At 65.8% G+C, this 20,431-nt stretch carries 13 protein-coding genes, 1 tRNA gene and 1 pseudogene; 10 read left to right on the forward strand and 5 right to left on the reverse strand.

The window, feature by feature from the left end; translation table 11 throughout:
- The first annotated feature begins 63 nt into the window (after window positions 1-63).
- Together oxyR and V5F26_RS15860 are read left to right on the forward strand one after the other, a co-directional pair.
- Window positions 64-972 carry a DNA-binding transcriptional regulator OxyR gene (oxyR, locus tag V5F26_RS15855; protein WP_234050683.1) on the forward strand — a complete coding sequence of 303 codons (909 nt, stop codon included), beginning with the start codon at window positions 64-66 and terminating at the stop codon, window positions 970-972.
- A 416-nt stretch (window positions 973-1,388) separates the two neighbouring features.
- Window positions 1,389-3,425 (forward strand): c-type cytochrome, encoded by a 2,037-nt coding sequence (locus tag V5F26_RS15860; protein WP_394946438.1) that lies wholly within the window; start codon window positions 1,389-1,391, stop codon window positions 3,423-3,425.
- 504 nt (window positions 3,426-3,929) lie between these two features.
- Here the strand turns inward: V5F26_RS15860 and V5F26_RS15865 are convergent.
- Window positions 3,930-5,105 (reverse strand): MFS transporter, encoded by a 1,176-nt coding sequence (locus V5F26_RS15865; RefSeq protein ID WP_394946439.1) that lies wholly within the window; start codon window positions 5,103-5,105, stop codon window positions 3,930-3,932.
- Window positions 5,106-5,711: 606 nt separating this feature from the next.
- On the opposite strand from V5F26_RS15865, the gene V5F26_RS15870 reads away from it, so the two are divergent.
- Window positions 5,712-7,289 carry a methyl-accepting chemotaxis protein gene (locus V5F26_RS15870; protein WP_394059724.1) on the forward strand — a complete coding sequence of 526 codons (1,578 nt, stop codon included), beginning with the start codon at window positions 5,712-5,714 and terminating at the stop codon, window positions 7,287-7,289.
- A gap of 93 nt (window positions 7,290-7,382) precedes the next feature.
- Here V5F26_RS15870 and V5F26_RS15875 read toward each other — a convergent pair whose 3' ends face one another.
- Entirely contained in the window at window positions 7,383-8,372 is a 990-nt protein-coding gene (locus V5F26_RS15875; protein ID WP_394056862.1) for an HAD family hydrolase, read from the reverse strand.
- A gap of 117 nt (window positions 8,373-8,489) precedes the next feature.
- Window positions 8,490-10,121: an arylsulfatase gene (locus V5F26_RS15880; protein WP_370640623.1), complete on the reverse strand. Its 1,632-nt coding sequence runs from the start codon at window positions 10,119-10,121 to the stop codon at window positions 8,490-8,492.
- Between the two features lie 286 nt (window positions 10,122-10,407).
- On the opposite strand from V5F26_RS15880, the gene V5F26_RS15885 reads away from it, so the two are divergent.
- Both V5F26_RS15885 and V5F26_RS15890 read left to right on the forward strand, forming a co-directional pair.
- Window positions 10,408-11,463 carry an AraC family transcriptional regulator ligand-binding domain-containing protein gene (locus tag V5F26_RS15885; RefSeq protein ID WP_509210518.1) on the forward strand — a complete coding sequence of 352 codons (1,056 nt, stop codon included), beginning with the start codon at window positions 10,408-10,410 and terminating at the stop codon, window positions 11,461-11,463.
- A 254-nt stretch (window positions 11,464-11,717) separates the two neighbouring features.
- Window positions 11,718-11,987: pseudogene (locus tag V5F26_RS15890) on the forward strand (IS3 family transposase); the annotation flags it as partial.
- A 430-nt stretch (window positions 11,988-12,417) separates the two neighbouring features.
- On the opposite strand, the gene V5F26_RS15895 reads toward V5F26_RS15890, so the two are convergent.
- Window positions 12,418-12,493, reverse strand: a tRNA-Thr gene (locus V5F26_RS15895).
- A gap of 149 nt (window positions 12,494-12,642) precedes the next feature.
- Window positions 12,643-13,023, reverse strand: a complete 381-nt coding sequence (locus V5F26_RS15900) for a hypothetical protein (protein WP_234050689.1) — start codon at window positions 13,021-13,023, stop codon at window positions 12,643-12,645.
- Between the two features lie 263 nt (window positions 13,024-13,286).
- Here V5F26_RS15900 and V5F26_RS15905 point away from each other — a divergent pair, with 263 nt between their 5' ends.
- The 5 genes from V5F26_RS15905 (at window position 13,287) to alr (ending at window position 20,244) form a co-directional block, all read left to right on the forward strand.
- Window positions 13,287-14,990 (forward strand): helicase HerA-like domain-containing protein, encoded by a 1,704-nt coding sequence (locus V5F26_RS15905; protein ID WP_394946441.1) that lies wholly within the window; start codon window positions 13,287-13,289, stop codon window positions 14,988-14,990.
- 212 nt (window positions 14,991-15,202) lie between these two features.
- A complete protein-coding gene (locus V5F26_RS15910) occupies window positions 15,203-15,664 on the forward strand; it encodes an ANTAR domain-containing protein (RefSeq protein WP_394059377.1) in 462 nt (153 codons plus the stop codon).
- A 420-nt stretch (window positions 15,665-16,084) separates the two neighbouring features.
- Window positions 16,085-17,464, forward strand: coding sequence for a dipeptidase (locus V5F26_RS15915; protein ID WP_394059387.1), 1,380 nt, complete (start codon window positions 16,085-16,087; stop codon window positions 17,462-17,464).
- Window positions 17,465-17,605: 141 nt separating this feature from the next.
- A complete protein-coding gene (locus tag V5F26_RS15920) occupies window positions 17,606-19,087 on the forward strand; it encodes a replicative DNA helicase (RefSeq protein WP_234050691.1) in 1,482 nt (493 codons plus the stop codon).
- 83 nt (window positions 19,088-19,170) lie between these two features.
- Window positions 19,171-20,244: an alanine racemase gene (alr, locus tag V5F26_RS15925; RefSeq protein WP_394946442.1), complete on the forward strand. Its 1,074-nt coding sequence runs from the start codon at window positions 19,171-19,173 to the stop codon at window positions 20,242-20,244.
- Window positions 20,245-20,431: the final 187 nt, after the last annotated feature.

Consider the following 20,431-nt stretch of genomic DNA (forward strand, 5'->3'; position numbering starts at 1 on the left):
ATCAGCCTCACCCAACCCCGCCACCCGCCGGCCTCTCCGGCGGGTGGCTTTTTCAGATGCGAGATGACCCTTCGCGAGCTGCAATATCTCGTCGCCCTGGCCGATCACCGCAACTTCCGCCGCGCCGCGGAAGCCTGCCTGGTGAGCCAGCCGACATTGTCCATGCAGATTCGCAAGCTGGAGGAAGAGCTGGGCGTGCCCCTGGTGGAGCGCGCGCCCCGCAAGGTGATGCTCACCGCCGCCGGCCGCGATGCCGTCGAGCGGGCGCGCCGCATTCTCAATGAAGTGGAGCAGATGAAGGAGGCGGCCCGCCGCAGCCAGGCGGCCGAAGGCGGCACCCTGCGGCTGGGCGTGTTCCCCACGCTGGGCCCCTACCTGCTGCCCCATGTGGTTCCCATGATCCGCGCGCGCTTCCCCCAGCTGGAACTGCTGCTGTTCGAGGAGAAGAGCGCCGACCTTATTGCGCGGCTGAATGCCGGCACCCTGGACGCCGCCTTCCTGGCCCTTCCCGTCCACGACCACCACCTGCACAGCGAATTCCTGTTCGAGGAACCCTTCCTGCTGGCGGTTCCCGGCGACCACCCCCTGGCCAAGCGGCAGAGCCTCCATCTGGAGGAGCTGGGCCAGCACAATCTGATGCTGCTGGAGGACGGCCATTGCCTGCGCGACCAGGCGCTTGAAGTGTGCCAGCTTTCCGGCGCGCGGGAGACCAGTGAGTTCCGCGCCACCAGCCTGGAAACCCTGCGCCAGATGGTGGTGGCCGGCGCGGGAATCACGCTGCTGCCCATGCTCGCCATCAAGGGCCAGCCGCAGCAGGGGGAGAGCATCCACCTGCTGGACTTCGTCGATTCCCACCCCAGCCGCCGCATCGGCCTGCTGTGGCGTAAGACATCGGCCATGGCGCCGCTGCTGACGCAGATCGCCGAGGTGTGCCGCAAGCTGCCCGCCGACCTGCTGCGCCGCACCCATTAAGGGAAACGTCGTGCCCCACGCGGCGCGAAAGCGCGGTGTGCCGTGCAGGCCCGCCTGCAATCCAGGGCGGCAGCGTCGCCCAGCTGGAACGCGTTAAATCATTGGCGCGGCAAAACACTTTCCACAACCTGTGGCCTTCGAATTTTTCTAACTCGTCACAGACTGTGAAATATTTTACGGTTGCGACACGTCAATGCGGCGCAAAATTCCCTCGCTAGTTTTTCGGCATAGGTACGCCACGGCAGGATTGATCGGAACATAGAGAGGCGCGCGGGACCGGCACCTTGGGGGGGCCGGAACCATTTCCCCAGGCGCCAGCCTCTTCCGGCCCATCGCTGCCGTTCGCACCCGGAGGCGATGTCATGGATAACGACGTATCAGGAAAACGCAGATCGAAATGGAGGATCGCGGGCGCGGTGGTGGCTGCGGCAGCGGTGGTTGGGGCCGGCGTCTTCTGGTGGATCGTCACTCCCCCGCCTGTCGAGAACACGGGTCGCACGCTGCCCAAGACCGCTGATGCGGACCTGATCGCACGTGGCAAGTATGTCGCCGAAATGGGCGATTGCGTGGCCTGCCACACCGCCCCGGGCGGGCACCCCATGGCCGGCGGCCTGCCGCTGGAAACGCCCTTCGGCGTCCTCTATTCCACGAACATCACGCCGGATCCGAAAAACGGCATCGGCAAGTACACGTTCGGCGAATTCGACCGCGTGATGCGCAAGGGCGTGACGGCGGACGGGGTGCACCTGTACCCGGCCATGCCATATCCGTCCTACGCGAAGGTTTCGCCCGACGACATGTACGCCCTTTACGCGTACCTGATGCAGGGCGTTCAGCCTGTTTCCGAGCCCAACAAGGCGACCGGCATCGGCTTCCCCTTCAACCAGCGCTGGGGCCTCGCCTTCTGGAACTTCGCCTTCCTGAACAGCAAGCCCTTCGAACCGGATCCGAGCAAGGACGCGGTGTGGAATCGTGGCGCCTATCTGGTCGAGAGCCTCGGCCACTGCGGCGCCTGCCACACGCCGCGCGGCATCGGCTTCCAGGAAGTGGCCATGTCCAACCGCGGCGCGAACGGCGACAAGTTCGTCTCCGGCGCCAAGGTCGAGGAATGGAACGCCATCAACCTTCGTGACCTGTGGACCGTGCCCGACACGGTGGAGCTGCTGAAGACCGGCCAGAACCGCTTCGCGACCGTCTCCGGCTCCATGACGGAGGTCATCCACAACTCCACCCAGCACTTCACCGACGATGACCTCGTGGCCATCGCCACCTATCTGAAGTCGCTGCCGACCCCCAATCCCCATGAAGTCACTCCGCTGCCGAAGAACGACACGGTGCCGGAAGCGATGTTCACCACCCGGGGCGGGCTTGCCTACGCGCAGTTCTGCACGGACTGCCACCGCCTGAACGGCGCGGGCGTGCCCAAGGTGTTCCCGCCGCTCGCGGGCAACCCCACCGTCAATTCCGATGACCCGGCGACGCTGATCCACATCACCCTTACCGGGTGGAAGACGGCGGAGACCAACGCCTATCCCCGTGTCTTCACCATGCCGGGCTTTGCCCGCCTGGATGACCAGGAAGTGGCCGAGATCCTCACCTTCATCCGCAGCAACTGGGGCAACAAGGCCTCTGCGGTGAGCGCGGATCAGGTGAAGAAGGCGCGCGCCCTGCTCGACCCCAAGGTCGACATGTCCAAGTTCGAGACGCCGCGCCTCGCCAACATGCTGAATGAGTCCAATGCAAAGCAGCTCGTGTGGGGCATGCGCCTCAACACCGAGACCCACACCCTGCTGCCGAACAATGTGGGCGACGTGCTGAACTGCACCAGCTGCCACCTGAATGCCGGCACGGTGGCGGATGGCTCGCCTTATGTGGGCGTGTCGGCCTTCTTCCCGAGCTACCAGCCTCGGGCGGGCCGCGTCATCACCCTGGAGGACCGCATCAACGGCTGCTTCCAGCGCTCCATGAACGGCAAGCCGCTCGCCAATGACGGCGACGACATGAAGGCCATGGTCGCCTACTTCAACTGGATGAAGGGCGCCACGAAGCCTGAGGACAAGGTTGAAGGTCGCGGCGTCGGCAAGATCGACCGCAACATCAAGCCCAATGTGGAGAACGGCAAGCAGGTCTACACGACCCAGTGCGCCGTGTGCCATGGCGCCGACGGCGAAGGCCTGCAGGATGCCAACGGCAACTTCATCTACCCGCCGCTGTGGGGCGACAAGTCCTTCAACATCGGCGCCGGCATGGCCCGCACCTACACCGCTGCCGCGTTCGTGAAGCGCAACATGCCCATCGGCTTCCACGAGAAGTTCCCGCTGGGACAGGGCGGCCTCTCGGACCAGGATGCGGTGGACGTGGCCGAATACTTCAGCCACATGCCGCGCCCCGACTTCCCCGGCAAGGTGAAGGACTGGCCGAACGGCAAGAGGCCTCCGGACGCCCGTTACTGATCCGGCTTCCCCGCGCTCCACAGGGGCGCGGGGAAGGCACTGTCACTGCGCTGAAACCGCCCGGGCCCATCGGCCTGGGCGGTTTCGTTTTTCGCGCCGGATCATGGGCCGCAACCGGCCCCCTTTGGGCGTGCTTCTGAGGCGCGTTGCGAGGGCGTCTTCATGAGCGTGCGCCCTGGGGCATTTTGGAGCGAAGGGGATCGCCGATCGCGCGCAGGAAACGCGCCACGCCTCGCCCTGAAGGCTGCGGACAAGGGAGCAGGCCTCAGCCCCGGAGCCGACGACAGAGAACCGGCAGCAGGGCGCAAGGCCCTTGCGGAATCAACCGCATGAACCTGCGCCGCAGCGATCGTTCCAGCAGACCGGAAGGCCGGGCGAAACCGCTCCGCTGCGCCAATGGGGGAGGCTGGCCCCTGAACAGGCCCGAGCCGCGCGGCAAGGCTGCGAGGAGCGACGGGGGAGACAAATCCGCCGCCGCTCGCCCCTCCCCGCCCGCAGCCGGCTTCAGCGCCGCAGAAGCTGCACGCGCACCTGCAGCGCCGTGGCGAACGCCCCAAAGGCGACGCCCAGCAGACACACCAGGCCCCATCCGCCCTGGTGCCAGGCCAGAAGGGAAAGGGCCGAACCCAGCGCCCCACCCATGAACATGGTGCCCATGAAGACGGTGTTGATGCGCGCCCTCGCCTGCGGGCGCAGGGCATAGACAATGTGCTGGTGGGACACCAGCGCGCTCTGGATTCCGAAATCCAGCAGGATGCAGCCCACCACCAGGCCCGCGATGGCCCCCCAGGCACCAAACAGAACCCAGGACGCCAGCGTGACGGTGACCCCCACCATGACTGCCAGCGCCGGCCCGCGCCGATCCGCGAAATGCCCCGTGAGCGGCGCGGCAAAAATGCCCACCGCCCCCACGAGGCCGAACAGGCCCGCCACATCCGCGCCGAGATCGAACCGCGGCGAGGCAAGGCGGAACGGCAGGATGGTCCAGAAGATGGTGAAGGCTCCGAACAGCGCCGCCTGCGTGAGCGCCGCGACGCGCAGAGCAGGGAACTCCTTCCAAAGATCGAAGATGGAACGCAGCAGCCGTCCATAACCCAGGTCCGAATCCGGCCGGCTGTGGGGTAGCACCGCCGCCATGAGACCGGCGGCGCCGAGCGACAGCGGCACGGCCAGCCAGAACATCTCCCGCCACCCGCCATGGGTGGCGACGAAGCCGGCCAGGGTACGGCTGAAGAGGATGCCGCTCAGCAGCCCCGACATCACCATGCCCACCGTCGCCCCGCGCCGCTCCGGCGGTGCCAGCTCAGCGGCCAGGGGCACGATCTGCTGGGCCACTGTGGAGGCGAGGCCCACCGCGAATGAGGCGACGGCCAGCGCCAGCGCGCTCGGCGCCAGGGCCGCCAGCACCAGCGCTATGGCGAGCACCAAGAACTGCGTGACGATGAGCCGACGCCGCTCCACGAGATCACCCAGAGGCACCAGCAGGAACAGGCCCACGGCGTAGCCGAGCTGGGTCGCCGTCGGAATGCTGCCGATGAGAGGCCCCGGCATATCGCGCCCGATCACCTCCAGCATCGGCTGGTTGTAATAGATATTGCCCACCGCGATGCCGCAGGCGGCCGCCATTGCCAATGTCGCTCCAGCACCCGCAACGGGGGTCTTGGCCTCATGCGGTGTCATCTCGCCCGTCTCCTTGCGGCAGCCGGCCCCCGGGGGAGCTCAGCGCCAAAGTGCCCTCGCCTCGACCATGCCACGGCAAAGAGGAGGCGGGCAGCGCGCCACCTCTTACCTCCACCAACGCGCGACCGCACCCCGAAAGCGACAGGACGGCGGGCGGCGACACCAGATCCCCCAAGGGCACTCCCAGCCCTGCGGCAGGCTGCCCGCTGACGCGCGAGGAGGAGAGATGGAGGCGGGAGGGGCCGGCGCGCACCGTTCCCCCAAGGTATCGTTCCACCCGCGATCGATAATACCCCACCAAGGTACCTACATATAAACAGCGCGATACAGCAACGCATTAGCCTTCCGTCTACATAGACTGAACAGTTTTGTAGCAGAATTGGCTGAAATCGCACATTCACTTGCAAACTGGAGCGAGTTTTCATTTTTCGGCTATACATCGCCGTTCATCACGCCACTAATTGCAGTGACCTCGCGTATCGCAATAAGGGGTAATCTACGATGCGCTCGATTTCGCTGAAAGCTCGCCTCATCATTCTGATTGCAACTTTTATGATAGGGCTTGTCGGTATCACCACTGTATTTCTGGTGGACTTGTACAAAAGCATGATGAATGAGCGCAAAGCTGCGATTCACAACATCGTCGAGATGGCTGTGACGCAGCTCAAGGGGCTCGATCAGGCGGTCCGCGACGGCAAGATCAGCCTGGATGTGGCGCACCAGCGGGCGGCGGACATGATCCACTCGACCCGCTTCGACGGTACCAACTATCTGTTCGTGCTGAATCAAGAGGGCGTGACCGTGCTGCACGGCGCGCGGCCGGAGCGCGAAGGCGTGAATGCGATGAATGAGAAGGATGCCTTCGGCAACCTCTTCGTTCAGAATCAGCTTGCGAACGGAAGAGGTAATGGCGGCTATACCACCTATTACTTCCCGAAGCCGGGTGCAGACCCCACTCCGCGGCAGAAGATCTCCTTCGAACTGGGGTTCGCCCCGTGGGAATGGGTGGTGTCCGGCGGTGTCTACGTGGACGACATCGACGCGGCCTTCTATTCGCAGATGCGGGTGCTGATCGGCATCATCGTCGTTGTCATGGCTGTCCTCAGCGTGGCGTCCTATTTCTTCGCCCGGTCCATTCTTCGCCCGCTCGACCGCCTCTCCACCGAGCTGCGCGCCATCGGCGACGGCAATCTGGACGTGGAGATTCAGACCGCGGAACGCAGCGACGAAATTGGTGTCATCGGCACCAGCGTGGTCTACATGCGCGACCGCATGGTGGAAGGCGAGCGGCTGAAGGAGCAGCAGGCCGCGCGCGACAATGCGGAACGTGACATCCTGGCCCGCCGCGAGCATTTGGCGAAGGACTTCGTCGACCACATGCAGCGCCTGGCGACGGGCTTTGCCGGCTCCTCCCGCGAGGTGGCGGACGCGGCCAAGAACCTCTCGGCCACGGCCGAGGAAACCTCGCGCCAGGCACAGGCGGTGTCCGGCGCGGCGGAGGAGGCCTCCTCCAATGTGCAGACGGTCGCCGCCTCCTCCGAGGAGATGGCCGCCTCCATCCGCGAGATCAACGGGCAGGTGGCGACCTCCGTTCAGATCGCCGACACCGCTTTCACCGAAGCGGAAACCTCCAATGCCCGGATCTCCGATCTCGCATCGGCGGCATCCGACATCGGGGACGTCATCAACCTCATCAAGACCATCGCCGACCAGACCAATCTTCTCGCCCTCAACGCCACCATCGAGGCAGCGCGGGCGGGCGAGGCCGGCAAGGGCTTTGCCGTGGTGGCCGAGGAGGTCAAGCAGCTGGCGCTGCAGACCGCCAAGGCGACGGAAGACATCCGCAGCAAGGTCGGCGAGATCCAGCAGGCCACCAACACCTCGGTGCAGTCCATGACCGGAATCGCCCGCGTCATCGGCACCGTCAAGGATATCGCGGAGGCGATTTCGGGCGCCATGGAGCAGCAGAGCGCCGCAACCTCCGAGATCGCGCACAACTGCCAGCAGGCGGCCAGCGGCACCCATCAGGTGATGCAGAACATTTCCGGTGTCGGCCAGGCGGCGGGCATGACGGGCGCGGCTTCGACCCAGCTGATGACGCTCTCGAGCGGGCTCTCCGAGCAGGCCCATGAGCTGCGTAAGGCAGTGGACGACTTCGTGACGAACTTCGCGGCGGCCGCCTGACGGCACCGCCCGACCTGACATGCCGATCGGGGCGCCGCTGACACGGGGGCCCCGATCGGCGCACAGATGATGGGGCTGCCGGCCCCTCTCGCCTCAGGGCGCAGGAAACACTGTCTTCCAGTCCTTCGCCATGTCCACCACGGTCCAGCCGTTGGTGGCCGCGGCGTCGAGGCCCTTGTCGAGCCGGCCGACCTTGGAGTCCCGATCATAGGCCCATTCGCGCTTCGCATCCGTGTGGTGCACATAGCCGCAGAAATTCGGCCCCGACTTCAGACAGGTATATTGCAGCATCTGAAGGTCACCATCAGAATTGCCGAAGGCGAAGATCGGCTGGCGACCGATATTCATCTGGATGCCTACCGGCTTGCCGGGACCATCATCGATAAAATCGATATCGGCCAGCTTCAGCACCTCGGGATGCCCATCCTTCAGCTCGAACTTCAGCTTGCCGGTGCTGCCCACGACCTTTTCCGGAGGAATGCCATACAGGGACTGGCTGAAGACCCGCATGAAATCGACGCCGCCGCCGGAGACGATGAAGGTTTCGAAGCCGTTGTCGCGCAGATAGGATAGAAGCTCCAGCATGGGCTGGTAGTCCATGCGCGAGAAGAGCCGATCCTTCTCCGGATTCTTGGCTGCAGCGATCCACTGCTGCACGATTTCGGCGAATTCGTCCGTGGTCATTCCAGCGTGGGTGGCGGCGACGACTTCGGCGATGGCGTGGTCGCCTCCGCTCAACGCCTTCTCCATGTCCCCTTTCAGGATCGAGGCGAACGGCTCCTTCGTCTGCCATTCGGGGTGCTGGGGCGCCAGCGCCTTCACGCGGTCAAAGGCGAAGAAGAGCTGCACGTAGACCGGCTTTTCGGCCCACAGCGTTCCGTCATTGTCGAAGACGGCAAGACGCTTTTCGACCGGCACGAAGTCCGGACCGCCCTCTTTCGTGACGCGGTTCACGAAGTCGACGATGGCCGTCTTGCTGCCGCCATCGTTCCAGGAGGGCAGCGGGTCTTCGGCGGCCATGGCGGGCAAGCCGACAAGGGCCACCGTCGCGGCCGCAGCAAGGCACCGCAGGGTCAGGCGCATGATGTTCATCGCAAGCGGTCTCCGATAAGGCAAAACCCCGCCGGTGCCTGACGGCACCGGCGGGGTTGATATCGTGGAAGGCCCGGCCCCAAATGGGAGCCGGGCTACGCGGGGGCCTCAGTTGCCGGTGGGCAGGCCGATGGAGAAGCCCTGTTCCTTGAGCTGACCGCGCACGTTCTCGAACATCTGGTAGCGCGAGATCGTGATGGGGCCGGTATAAACCTCGCTCTGCAGCTTGCGGGGCGGATACTGGATATAGGTCTTCATCAGATCGGCGACCGCCTTGTTGATGCTGACCAGAGCCCAGGTACGCTCCGTATAGTTGTTCATAAAGAGATCGTAGCGCTCCTGCGGGTCCTGACGCAAATCGAAGACCTGCGGCACGGTGGCCACATACTTCTCCGGCCCCTTCCAGCCCAGATTGCTGTCCACCGCCAAGCCGCCGGTGGGCTGGCCGTCGTCACCGCGCAGGTTGAACACGGCCTTCAGGTGGCCCAGACGGGCCGCACCGGGGGTCAGCTCGTTCTCGGTGAAGTAGAACCAAGCCTTGCGGGTGGGTTCACCCTTGCCGGTCCACACGGGCATCATGTCATAGCTGTCGAACATGATCGGCTTGCCGTCACGATCCTCCTTGGGCAGCTCCTTGATGCCGGCGGCGGAGGCGAAGGTCTTCATGAGATCGAGGCCGCCGACGATGGCCGCGCTCTTGCTGTAGGGCTTCACATGGCCGGGCCAGCGCACGATGGCCGGCACGCGGCTGCCACCCTCGCGGTCGGTGCCCTTGGTGCCGCGAAACGGCGTGTAGCCGGCGTCGGGATAGACATCCTGCCAAGCGCCGTTATCCACCGTATAGAAGACGATGGTGTTGTCCCGCAGGCCCAGCTCATCCAGCTTCTTCAAGAGGTTGCCGATGCGCGTGTCGAGCTCGACCACGGAGTCGGCATACTTGCTCTTCGACGGAGACTTGTGGATGAACTCGGGTGCCGGCAGGTTCGGCTGGTGGTTCTTCATGAAGTTGACGTTGATGAAGAACGGCTTCTTCGACTTGGCGGCATCATCAAGGAAGCCGAGGGCGGCCTTCTCCACATATTCGTCGAGGAAGGGAATGCCCACCACGCCCTTCTCAGGCGTGTTCACATATTCGCCGTTGACCTGGAAATCCTGCTTCGGCGCCTCGCCGGCCTTGCCCGACAGCGCGCCCTTGGTGACGCGCTGGAACATGGCCCGGTCCTCGGGGCTCATGTCGGGGAACCAATTGGGGTCGCCATAGGTGTAGGCGTTGAGATGGTACAGGAAGGCGTACTTCATCTCGTCATAGCCCTGGGCGTTCGGCAGCGCATAATCCGCCTCGCCCAGATGCCACTTGCCGGTGAAATAGGTGCTGTAGCCCGCCTGCTTGAGCACGGAGGCCAGCGTCCATTCCGCGTGCGGCAGGCCGCCGCCCTGGCCCTGGAAGGCCACGGTGGTCATGCCGGAGCGGTTCGGGATGCGCCCGGTCTGCATGGCGGCGCGGCCGGGCGTGCAGCTCGGCTGGCCATAGAAGGAGGTGAACAGCATGCCGTCATCGGCGAGCTGGTCAAGGTTCGGCGTGGGCATGCCGCGCTCTTCGCCGCCCAGATAGGCACCCAGATCACCGTAGCCCGTGTCATCGGAGACGATGAACAGGATGTTCGGCTTGGCCGCCTCCTGCGCGAAGGCCGGCGTCCCCATGGCCACCGCGACCGCGGTTGCAAGAAATAATTGTTTCATCGCATCGCCTTACTTGTTCCGCCAGCCTTGTGCCCCGCATCGAGCATGCAGGCGCAGGCGGACATCAGGATGGATAGCAGCCCCCGCGAGTTGCAATCCGCCCTTCTGCCCGCCCCACTGACCCGGCCCTGACCGGACGAACTGACCGTTCTCAACGATCCACATCAAGCGCCTGTTCCCGTGCCCCCGCAGGAGGAACAGCCACGCTTTCGGTTGCTCGCGGGGCAGACAATGGGCAATGTTCGCCTTGGGCGCTTGTCATTTCGCGTCAGCAGCGAGGACAGATATGCCCTCATCCAGAACAATCGCCCTTGTGCGGGCACGCGGCTTCGGATCCCTGCCGGACATGCTCGAGGCGCAGGCCGGCGAAATGGCCGTGCTGCGCACCTTCGAGAGCGAGAGCGTGCCGCTGCTCGTGCGCAGCCAGCCTGACACGCCCATTCCTCTCGCCGCGATGATGGGCCTGTTCTCGCGCGCGGCGCACCTGCTGGCTGATCGCCTGTTCGGCCTCGAGGTGGGTGTGCAGATGAGCTATCGCGCCTATGGGCTTTGGGCGGAATATGGCGCACAGGGGGAGACCCTCGCGGATGGCGTTCGCCGCATCATTCTCACCAGCGCCGCCCACCTCACGGGCGCACGCCTGGAACTGGCTCCCGATCGCGGGCGCCGCATCTGGCGCTTCGTCATTCCGCGCTATGATGTCAGCGGCGTGCAGCATGCCGACCACCTGCTTCCACCAATGCTCAGCTTCGCGAGGCAATATCTGGGGCCAAAGTGGCAGCCGGAACGCATCGAGGTGAGCTATGCGCGCGATGCCGATGCCCGCCTTCTGGAAGACAGGCTGCAGGCGCCCATCCACTATGGATGCCCTGGCACCGGCATCGTTCTGCGGCCGGAAGAACTTGCGCGCCGACGGGCGGCCCCCGCGCGGCCGCCCGGCAGAATGCTCAGCCTGCGTGATGTCGACGCCGACATTGCACTGCGGGACGCCCCGGAACCCGCCCGCGCCCTGTCCGCCATCGTCGCACTGCGCCTGCTGGAGGGATCCTCCGACATTGAAGGCGCCGCGCGCCTTGCGGGCATAAGTGTGCAAAGCCTGCAACGCCGCCTGCGGCAGAAGGGCTACACCTATCGGGAGGTCGTCGACGCGGCGCGGCGCGCGCGCGCCATTGGCCTCTTGATGGAAAGCCGGCGGCCATTGGTGGAGATCGCGCTGGCGCTGGGCTACGAGGACCAGGCCAATTTCACCCGCGCCTTCATCCGCTGGTTCGGCCAGCCGCCTTCGGCCTTCCGTCGCGCCCAATATCCGCTCGCGGAGCAGCTCGAGGGCACACAGACCTAGCGCGCGTTCGCGCAAAGCGCTGAAGCGCCGCGAGATTCGCAGCCGCCTTCTTCCCTAAGTCTTGAGGCAAGGAGGCCCCCGGTGGCAAGGCGAACGCACCAAAGACTTCACGCGCGCCACGGCCCTTCAGCTCACCGAGCATCCGGTCGCGGAGGAGGCTGCGCGGCTGCGGCACGGAGCAGGCTCGCTCAACGAGTGAAGGAAGCCGCGCGCGAAGCTTGCCGCCGTAGCCCGCGATGATGAAGAGGCCGCACATGTCCGCCGTCTGGCGAGGCAAGCCAAAGGGTCGCGGCCGGCGCATTCGGATCAGGCGAGCCAGGTTGCGGGCAGGGAGTGAGCTTCACTCCCGAAACGCCTTGATCTGCAGCCCTCGATGAGCCATCGCGGCAACGGTCACGACAACGCCGTGGCCGAGAGCGTCTTCGCCCTGCTCAAGCGCGAACGCATCCGCCGCAAGCACGCGCGGCGGGATGCTGCCGCCCGTCACGTTCGAACGGCAGAACAAGGCGAAGGCCGAGGGCATCTCGAAAAATCGGGGCGGTTCACCGCGCCGTACCGCATCTGAACATCTACGCTCCGATCCTGACGACCTTTCATCCGCCCCTGCGGTCCTACCGACAGTCCATGGCCGCGAGCACATTCACACGACGGTGACGGAAGCCCACGCCCTGTTGGAACCGCGAGCCGGCCGGGAGTAGCGCAGCCATTGGGTCATTTTCGCCAATGATCCCGATCGAATTCGGCACCTGCGATATACGGCGGCGGCGAATGTGGGGTGCGCGCAGCTCGGGTCTGTTCCTGCAACGTCCTGCCCTCGCCCTTCGACCGTTCCGCAAGGCGGTGAACAGGCCAGCGAAGCCGTGCAGGAGCGGCCCTGCCAGGAAAACCACGCCGTGGTTAGCCGAGAGCGGGGAGCTATGAGCCCCAGCGTTCTGCTGTGATTTCAAAGTGAAGTGGTGCCGCGGAAGGGATTCGAACCCCCGACCCACGCATTACGAATGCGTTGCTCTACCAGCTGAGCTACCGCGGCACGCCCTCCTCATACGAACTGCGCGGGGCCTTTTCAAGGGTGGCGGAGGCGAAATGGATCCTGCGGACCGCCCGTCCACATCCTGCTGACCCTTTTTCCGCGACTGCGGGAGGCCACGTGTCTCGTTTTCATCCCGCGTTTTGGTGCCTTCAAACCACCTGGCGCAGCCCTGGAATGGCGCGCACAAGGTGGTTGATCGCGTCATCCCCCACCGTCTCACGGGCATAGGCGACGGTTTCGCGAACGGCCGTCTGCACCTGCGGCATGGTCAGGCCGAGGGCCATCATGCGATCGGCCACCTGCATCAGCCGCGCCATGCCGCCGAAATGACGCTCGCAGGCGGGTGGCGCAGGCTCATCGGGAATCTCTTCCAGCAGCGCCGGAATCCATGGATGGGCTGCCAGAAGGGGGGCCATGTCCTCCCGCGGAGCCTCGCGATCGAGGAATTTCAGCACCAGGCCCACGACCCCGCGTGCGGTTGCCGGGTCCAGATCCAGCCGCTGCGACAGCCGGGTGATGAGTTCATCCATGTGCGCTCCTGGAACCGGGTTGGGGCCCTCAGCCCGCCTGATGGCGCGCGCAGCTTGCCCACCCCGGCGGGCGGGCGCAAGACGCGGCGCGTCACGAGCGCCGGGGTGGGCCGGCCACCGGCTTGCCGCCACGGGTGAACTTGCCCCCACGGGTGAACTTGCCCCCACGGGTGAAACCGCGCGACAACATCCCATCCGACTCGCCCTCCGGGCCTCCCGCCAGCGGGAGTTTCCGGAAGGAATGGTTCCAAGAGGACAGCTCCATGACGCCGCAAGCCCCCTCATCGAGCCCTGACGTGGACGGCAAGATCTTCCTCGGAAAGGTGCTTGCTCCGGAACCGGCGGCGGGCGGGAAGGCGCGCAAGGGCGCGGCGCCAACCGTCGTGGATGCGGACGAATACCTCACCTTGCGGCTCGCCAACCGTCATGGACTGGTCACCGGAGCCACCGGCACGGGCAAGACGGTGACTTTGCAGGTGTTGGCGGAAGGCTTCTCGCGGGCCGGGGTGCCGGTGTTCGCGGCCGATATCAAGGGCGACCTCTCGGGCATCGCCATGCCGGGCGAGTCCAAGGATTTCCTGATCTCCCGCGCCACCGAGGTGGGCATCACCTACACGCCCGACAGCTTCCCGGTGATCTTCTGGGACCTGTTCGGCGAGCAGGGCCATCCGGTGCGCGCCACCGTCTCGGAAATGGGGCCGCTGCTGCTGGCGCGCCTCATGAACCTCAACGACACGCAGGAAGGTGTGCTCAACATTGTCTTCCGCATCGCCGACGAGCAGGGCCTGCTGCTGCTGGACCTGAAGGACCTGCGGGCGATGCTGGCCTATGTGTCCGAGAACGCCTCCCAGATCAGCGCCCAATATGGCAATGTGAGCCCGCAGAGCGTGGGCGCCATCCAGCGGCAGCTGCTGATGCTGGAGAACCAGGGCGCCGACAAGTTCTTCGGCGAGCCGGCCCTGGAGATCCGCGACATCATGCGGGTGGACCGTTCGGGCTACGGCACCATTTCGGTGCTGGCGGCGGACAAGCTGATGGGCGCGCCGCGCCTTTATGCATGCTTCCTCCTGTGGTTGCTCGCCGAACTCTTCGAGCAGCTGCCCGAAGTGGGGGATCCGGACAAGCCCAAGCTTGTCTTCTTCTTCGATGAAGCTCATCTGCTGTTCGACGAGGCGCCGAAAATCCTGTTGGAGAAGGTGGAACAAGTGGTCCGCCTCATCCGCTCCAAGGGGGTTGGCGTCTATTTCGTCACCCAGAACCCGCTGGATGTGCCCGACAGCGTGCTGGCTCAGCTCGGCAACCGGGTGCAGCACGCTTTGCGCGCCTTCACCCCGCGCGACCAGAAGGCCGTAAAGGCTGCGGCGGAGACCTTCCGCCCCAACCCGGCCCTGAACACGGCCCAGGTCATCATGGAGCTGGGCAAGGGCGAGGCCCTCATCTCCACCTTGGAGGGCAACGGAATTCCCTCCATCGTCGAGCGCACCTTGATCCGCCCGCCGTCCGCCCGCGTGGGGCCGCTCAGCGCGCCGGAACGGGCTGCCATCATGGCGAAAAGCCCGGTCGGCCACGCTTATGATACCGCCATCGACCGTGAATCCGCCTTCGAGCGCCTGCAGCAGCGGGCCGAGGAGCAGACAGCGGGCCATGGGCGCGAAAGCTCGGCCCCGGCGAGCCCTCCCGCCTCGTCCGGCGGCGGTGGCGGGATTCTGGATTCGGTGCTGGGCACCGTGCTCGGCCTGCCCGAGGTGAAGGCCGAGCGTACCGGCCAGACCAAGCCCTCCTCGCAGAAGACGACCGGCGGCACCAAGGGCCGCACCGGCACCAGTGTGCCGAAGAGCGGAACGTCGAGCCGCATGTCTACAACCGAGCTGGTTGTACGGCAGGTTGCGCGATCGGTCGCAACCCAGGTTGGAACACAGCTTGGCCGTGCGATCCTGAGGGGTATTCTGGGAAGTATCAGCCGTTGATTTTCCTGATATTCCGCACCGAATAGAGCAAAAGTTCCATTAGGGCCAAAAACTAACACCTGACCCTGGTAAGGGAGCCTGTTGCCTGATGCACGCATAACAGGTATCTTCTGTTGTGACAGCGAGATTGCGGGGTCTCGCATGTCCCTTTTCTGAATGGTGCGTCTCATCCTGGTTCAGCCGGATGGGCGCCACAGCAGATGGAGCGCCTCATGAAGGTGTTACCGACAGCCCGCATTCTCATCGTTGACTCGCAGGTGGAGCGTCGTGAGGCGCTTCGCAATTCTCTCATCGCCTTCGGCGTTGGTGGCGTTCAGGAAGCCGGCAGCCTTGAAGCGGTGGCCGGCAGCATGGCCACCGGGCAGCCGGATGTGCTGATCGTGCACGCGGACAATCCGGATCAGATTCCGGAGAACCCCTATCGCGATGGCAATGGCGCCCCCGCGGTCCTGGTCGCCGAAGCCCCCACCCAGGCGCTGATGCGCGCGGCCGCCCGTGGCGGCTATGATGCCGCGGTCGGCGCGCCTGCCGCGCCGCGCCTCCTCTATCGCCGCATCGGCTCTGTCATGCAGCGTGCCCGTCGGGTGGTGCGTGGCGGCGCGGTGTCCGCTCCGGCTTCCGCCGATCAGATTTCAGGCGATGCCGGCCATGTGGCCGCGGCGCCCTTGAGCTGACATGAAGCACGGCGCCAATGCGGCGCCGTGCCTGTGCGTTGCCGGGCGTTACTGCCCCCGCCCTACGACGGCTCTGACCTTTGCGCTGGCCCGCTCCCGCTGGATGCGTCGTGCCGCGCAAGGCGCAGGCGCGAGCCCTCCAGGCGCCCCCTTTCGATATGATGGCGTCGTGCGTCACGATCGTGTCGTGGGTCCCTGGGGGAAAACGCAAAGCGTCCGCCCTTTACCGTCGCGCGCCCCTGGCGCATCCTTCCACCGGCATGCAACCATCCCTCGCGAACGGCCGCCGTTAATGGCGGCGCCCTGCCCCGGACGGCACAATTCTGCCGAAAGGCCGGGGCCTTATGGCCGCCGGCAGGCGAGCACGCGACTCGTCGGCGGAACCGGGGCTGGCCCAGGCCCTGCGGAATGGAGGACATGATGACGGCGGTGGATCAGGCATTGGAGAAGGTCGATGCGGGACTCGACGCGTCCCTGGCGCGGCTGTTCGAATTCCTGAAAATCCCGTCCATCTCCACCGATCCCGCCCACAAGTCCGCCTGCGTTGCGGCGGCCGAATGGGCGGCGGCCCAGCTCGCCGATCTCGGCCTTGCGGCACAGGTGCACCAGACGGCGGGCCATCCGGTGGTGCTGGCCCGCACCGACACGGGCGCGGCGCGCCGGGTGCTGTTTTACGGCCACTACGACGTGCAGCCCGTGGACCCCCTGAACCTGTGGCAGACCCCGCCGTTCGAGCCCCGCCTGGGCGAAACGCCGGATGGGCGGCGCACCATCGTGGCGCGGGGCGCGGCCGACGATAAAGGCCAGGTGCTCACTTTCCTCGGCGCCCTGCGCGCCATCAGGGACACATCCGGCCGCCTGCCGGTGGACGTGACCGTGATGCTGGAAGGCGAGGAGGAGTGCGGCTCTCCCAGCCTGCCCGCCTTCCTTGCGGCCCACGCGGACGACCTGAAGGCGGACATCGCTTTGGTCTGCGACACCGGCATGTGGGATGCGAAGACCCCCTCCATCACCACGTCCCTGCGCGGCATCCTGCACACCGAGCTCACCATCACGGGCGCCAATCGAGACCTGCATTCGGGCCTGTTCGGGGGAGCGGCGGCCAACCCCATCCACATTCTCTCCAAGATCATCGCCGACGTGCACGACGCGAACGGCCGCGTCACCATTCCCGGCTTCTATGACGATGTGCGCGAGCCGCCGGCGGAGGTGCGCGCGCGCTGGGAAAAGCTCGGCCTTACCGCCGCAGGCTTCCTGGGGCCGGTGGGGCTGTCCCGCGCGGTGGGCGAGCACGACCGCATGCTGATCGAGCAGATCCAGTCGCGCCCGACCTTCGAAATCAATGGCATCTATGGCGGCTATACGGGGGAAGGCTCGAAGACCATCATCCCGTCCAAGGCCACGGCCAAGATCTCGTTCCGCCTGGTGGCGGACCAGGACCCGGCGAAGATCCGCGACGCCTTCGCGGCCTTCGTGGCGGCGCGCGTGCCGGCGGACTGCAAGGCGGAGCTGGCCAAGGCCGAGGGCTCGCGCGCTTTCATGGTGCCGCCCGAGAGCGCAGACCTCATCAAGGCGTCTGCCGCGCTGGAGGCCGAATGGGGCGTGAAGCCGGTGACCATTGGCACGGGCGGGTCCATTCCCATCGTCGGCCAGTTCAAGGCCCTGCTGGGGGTGGATACCCTGCTGATCGGCTTCGGCCTCGACGACGACCGTGTGCATTCGCCCAACGAGAAGTATGATCTCACCTCGTTCCACAAGGGCACGCGCAGCTGGGTGCGAATCCTTGAGGCCATCGCCTGAAAGGTCCAGGGAGAGCGATGTCGCCGCTATCCCCGAAGTTCACCCCTGTGGAAGATTTCCCTTGCCGCGGAGTCATCGTGGCAAGGGACTCGTAAGGGCTAACCCTGTTAAACGAGATCCCCAAGCCGTGGACTCGTGACCATGCTCGATCTTCCGAACAAGGGGGAAATCGTCCCCACCTACCGCCAGGCGCCCCACAATCTGGAGGCGGAGCAGGCTCTGCTCGGCGCCATTCTGGTGAACAACGAGGCGTTCTACCGCGTCTCCGACTTCCTGGAGCCGCGCCACTTCTACGAACCGCTGCACGGCAAGCTGTACGAGGTGGTGAGCGCGCTCATCCGCGCCGGCAAGATTGCGACGCCCGTCACGCTCAAGACCTTCCTGCCCGCCGAGCTGGACGTGGCCGGGCTCACCGGCCCGCAATATCTGGCGCGGCTGGCGGCCGAAGCCACCACCATCATCAATTCCGAGGATTACGGCCGCGCCATCTATGACCTCGCGGTGCGCCGCGATCTCATCCAGATCGGCGAGGAAATCGTCAACGACGCCTTCGACGCGGCCGTGGACGCCTCCCCCCAGGAGCAGATCGAGCAGGCGGAAAAGCGGCTCTACGAGATCGCCGAGAGCGGGCGCTATGACGGCGGCTTCCTGAAGTTCGGCGATGCCCTGCGCGAATCGGTGGACATGGCCTCCAAGGCCTTCCAGCGCGACGGGCACCTTTCCGGCATCGCCACCGCGCTCGACGACCTCGACCAGCAGATGGGCGGGCTCCAGCCATCGGACCTCATCATCCTGGCCGGGCGACCGGCCATGGGCAAAACCTCGCTCGCCACCAACATCGCCTTCAATATCGCCGCCGCCTATCGCGGCGAGCAGAAGGCTGACGGCTCCATTGAGGCGGTGTCGGGCGGCGTGGTGGGCTTCTTCTCCCTGGAAATGTCGTCCGAGCAGCTTGCCACCCGTATTCTCGCGGAGCAGGCGGAAATCGCCTCCTACAAGATCCGGCGCGGCGACATCTCGGAATCCGAATTCTCCAAGCTCGCGGCCGCCGCCCAGACCATGCAGGCGATCCCGCTCTATATCGACGACACCGGCGGCATCTCCATCGCCCAGCTGGTGGCGCGCGCCCGACGGCTGAAGCGTCAGCGCGGGCTCGATTTTATGGTTGTGGACTACCTGCAGCTCCTGTCCGGCTCTTCCAAGTCCTCGTCGCAGGGGCGCGTGCAGGAGATCACCGAGATCACCACCGGCCTGAAGGCCTTGGCGAAGGAACTGCAAGTGCCCATTATGGCGCTGTCGCAGCTTTCGCGTCAGGTGGAAGCGCGAGACGACAAGAGGCCCCAGCTTTCGGACCTTCGCGAATCCGGCTCCATCGAGCAGGACGCCGACGTGGTCATGTTCGTGTTTCGTGAGGAGTATTACCTCAAGAGCAAGGAACCCAAGCCGGGCACAGAGGAGTGGTTCAAGTGGGAGATCGAGATGAAGGCGGCCGAGAACACGGCCGAAATCATCATCGGCAAGCAGCGTCACGGCCCGACGGGGACGGTGAAGGTGCATTTCGAGCCCCAATTCACCCGCTTCTCCAACCTGGCGCGGGAGGACCACCTGCCGCCCCGGAGCTGACGGACGGGCAAGCCACGGGCGCCCCCGACGACGACGCCGAGGCGTTCGCGGCCGCCGAGCCCGATGCGGGGGCGGTTCTCACGGTGGACCTGTCCGCCATCGCCGACAATTGGCGCACCCTTTCCGCCCTCGCCGCCCCCGCCGAATGCGCGGCGGTGGTGAAGGCCAATGCCTATGGCCTCGGCATCGACCGCGTCGCCCCGGCCCTCTGGCGGGCGGGCGCGCGCACCTTTTTCGTGGCGCACCTGAAGGAGGCGCAGCATCTGCGCACCCTGCTGCCCGAGGCCACCATCTATGCGCTGAACGGCCTTCTGCCCGGCACCGCTCCGGCCTTCGCCGCGGCGAATCTCCGCCCAGTCCTCGGCTCGGCACCGGAAATCGGCGAGTGGAGCGACTATTGCCGTGACCAGGGGGTGAACCTGCCCGCGGCCATCCATGTGGATACGGGCATGCACCGGCTCGGAATTTCGCTGGAAGAGGCGGTGCGGCTGTCCGAGAGCTATCGGATGCTGGGTTTCACGCCCAGCCTCATCATGAGCCACCTCGCCTGCGCCGACACCCCCGGCCATGTGCTCACCGCGCGCCAGCATTTGGTGTTCGCGGACGTGGCGCGACGCTTTCCACAGGTGAAAGCCTCCCTCGCCAATTCAGCCGGCACGCTGATGGGGCGGGAATTCCGCTTCGATCTCGTTCGGCCGGGCATCTTCCTCTATGGGGGCGTCGCCATTTCTGGTGTGCCGCCGCTGCGCCCGGTGGTGCGGCTCGAAGCGCGGGTGATCCAGGTGAGCACCGCCCCTGCCGGCGAAACGGTGGGCTATGGCGCCACCCAGCGCCTCACCCGCGACAGCCGCCTGGCCACCGTGCATGTCGGTTATGCGGACGGCTTCTTCCGCGCCGCCGGCTCCACCGATGCCCGGCGTGGAGCCGAAGCCGTGCTGGCGGGCCAACGCTGCCCGCTGGTCGGCCGCATCTCCATGGACCTCGCCACCCTCGACATCACCGACCTGCCGCCGGACACCGTGGCGCGCGGCGACCAGGCGGTGTTCCTGGGCGAGGGCATCAGCGTGGACGAGCTGGCCGAAAAGGCGGGCACCATCGGCTATGAGGTGCTCACCGCCTTGGGCGGGCGCTATCTGCGCCACTATATCGGCGGATGAAAGCGGCGCCCACCGCCCCGAATGCGGTGGGCATGCTCCGGCTCATCGCGTTGATGCGCATTGCTCAAGGGCACCGGTATCCACTTCGGTCAAAAAACGCCCGAAGTGGTATCCTGAAGCGTCACTCGCGTGTCACGCCCTCCTGTCAACCAACGGGCGGCCGTCCAGCAGGACGGATCTCCGATGG

This window comes from Xanthobacter variabilis, assembly GCF_043831965.2.
Classification (GTDB): domain Bacteria; phylum Pseudomonadota; class Alphaproteobacteria; order Rhizobiales; family Xanthobacteraceae; genus Xanthobacter.

Bases quoted from the DNA above. Each gene is read 5' to 3' on its own strand.
- oxyR (WP_234050683.1), top strand. From the start codon at position 64: ATGACCCTTCGCGAGCTGCAATATCTCGTCGCCCTGGCCGATCACCGC.
- V5F26_RS15865 (WP_394946439.1), bottom strand. From the start codon at position 5,105: ATGACACCGCATGAGGCCAAGACCCCCGTTGCGGGTGCTGGAGCGACA.
- V5F26_RS15870 (WP_394059724.1), top strand. From the start codon at position 5,712: ATGATGAATGAGCGCAAAGCTGCGATTCACAACATCGTCGAGATGGCT.
- V5F26_RS15875 (WP_394056862.1), bottom strand. From the start codon at position 8,372: ATGCGCCTGACCCTGCGGTGCCTTGCTGCGGCCGCGACGGTGGCCCTT.
- V5F26_RS15880 (WP_370640623.1), bottom strand. From the start codon at position 10,121: ATGAAACAATTATTTCTTGCAACCGCGGTCGCGGTGGCCATGGGGACG.
- V5F26_RS15885 (WP_509210518.1), top strand. From the start codon at position 10,408: ATGCCCTCATCCAGAACAATCGCCCTTGTGCGGGCACGCGGCTTCGGA.
- V5F26_RS15900 (WP_234050689.1), bottom strand. From the start codon at position 13,023: ATGGATGAACTCATCACCCGGCTGTCGCAGCGGCTGGATCTGGACCCG.
- V5F26_RS15905 (WP_394946441.1), top strand. From the start codon at position 13,287: ATGACGCCGCAAGCCCCCTCATCGAGCCCTGACGTGGACGGCAAGATC.
- V5F26_RS15910 (WP_394059377.1), top strand. From the start codon at position 15,203: ATGAAGGTGTTACCGACAGCCCGCATTCTCATCGTTGACTCGCAGGTG.
- V5F26_RS15915 (WP_394059387.1), top strand. From the start codon at position 16,085: ATGACGGCGGTGGATCAGGCATTGGAGAAGGTCGATGCGGGACTCGAC.
- V5F26_RS15920 (WP_234050691.1), top strand. From the start codon at position 17,606: ATGCTCGATCTTCCGAACAAGGGGGAAATCGTCCCCACCTACCGCCAG.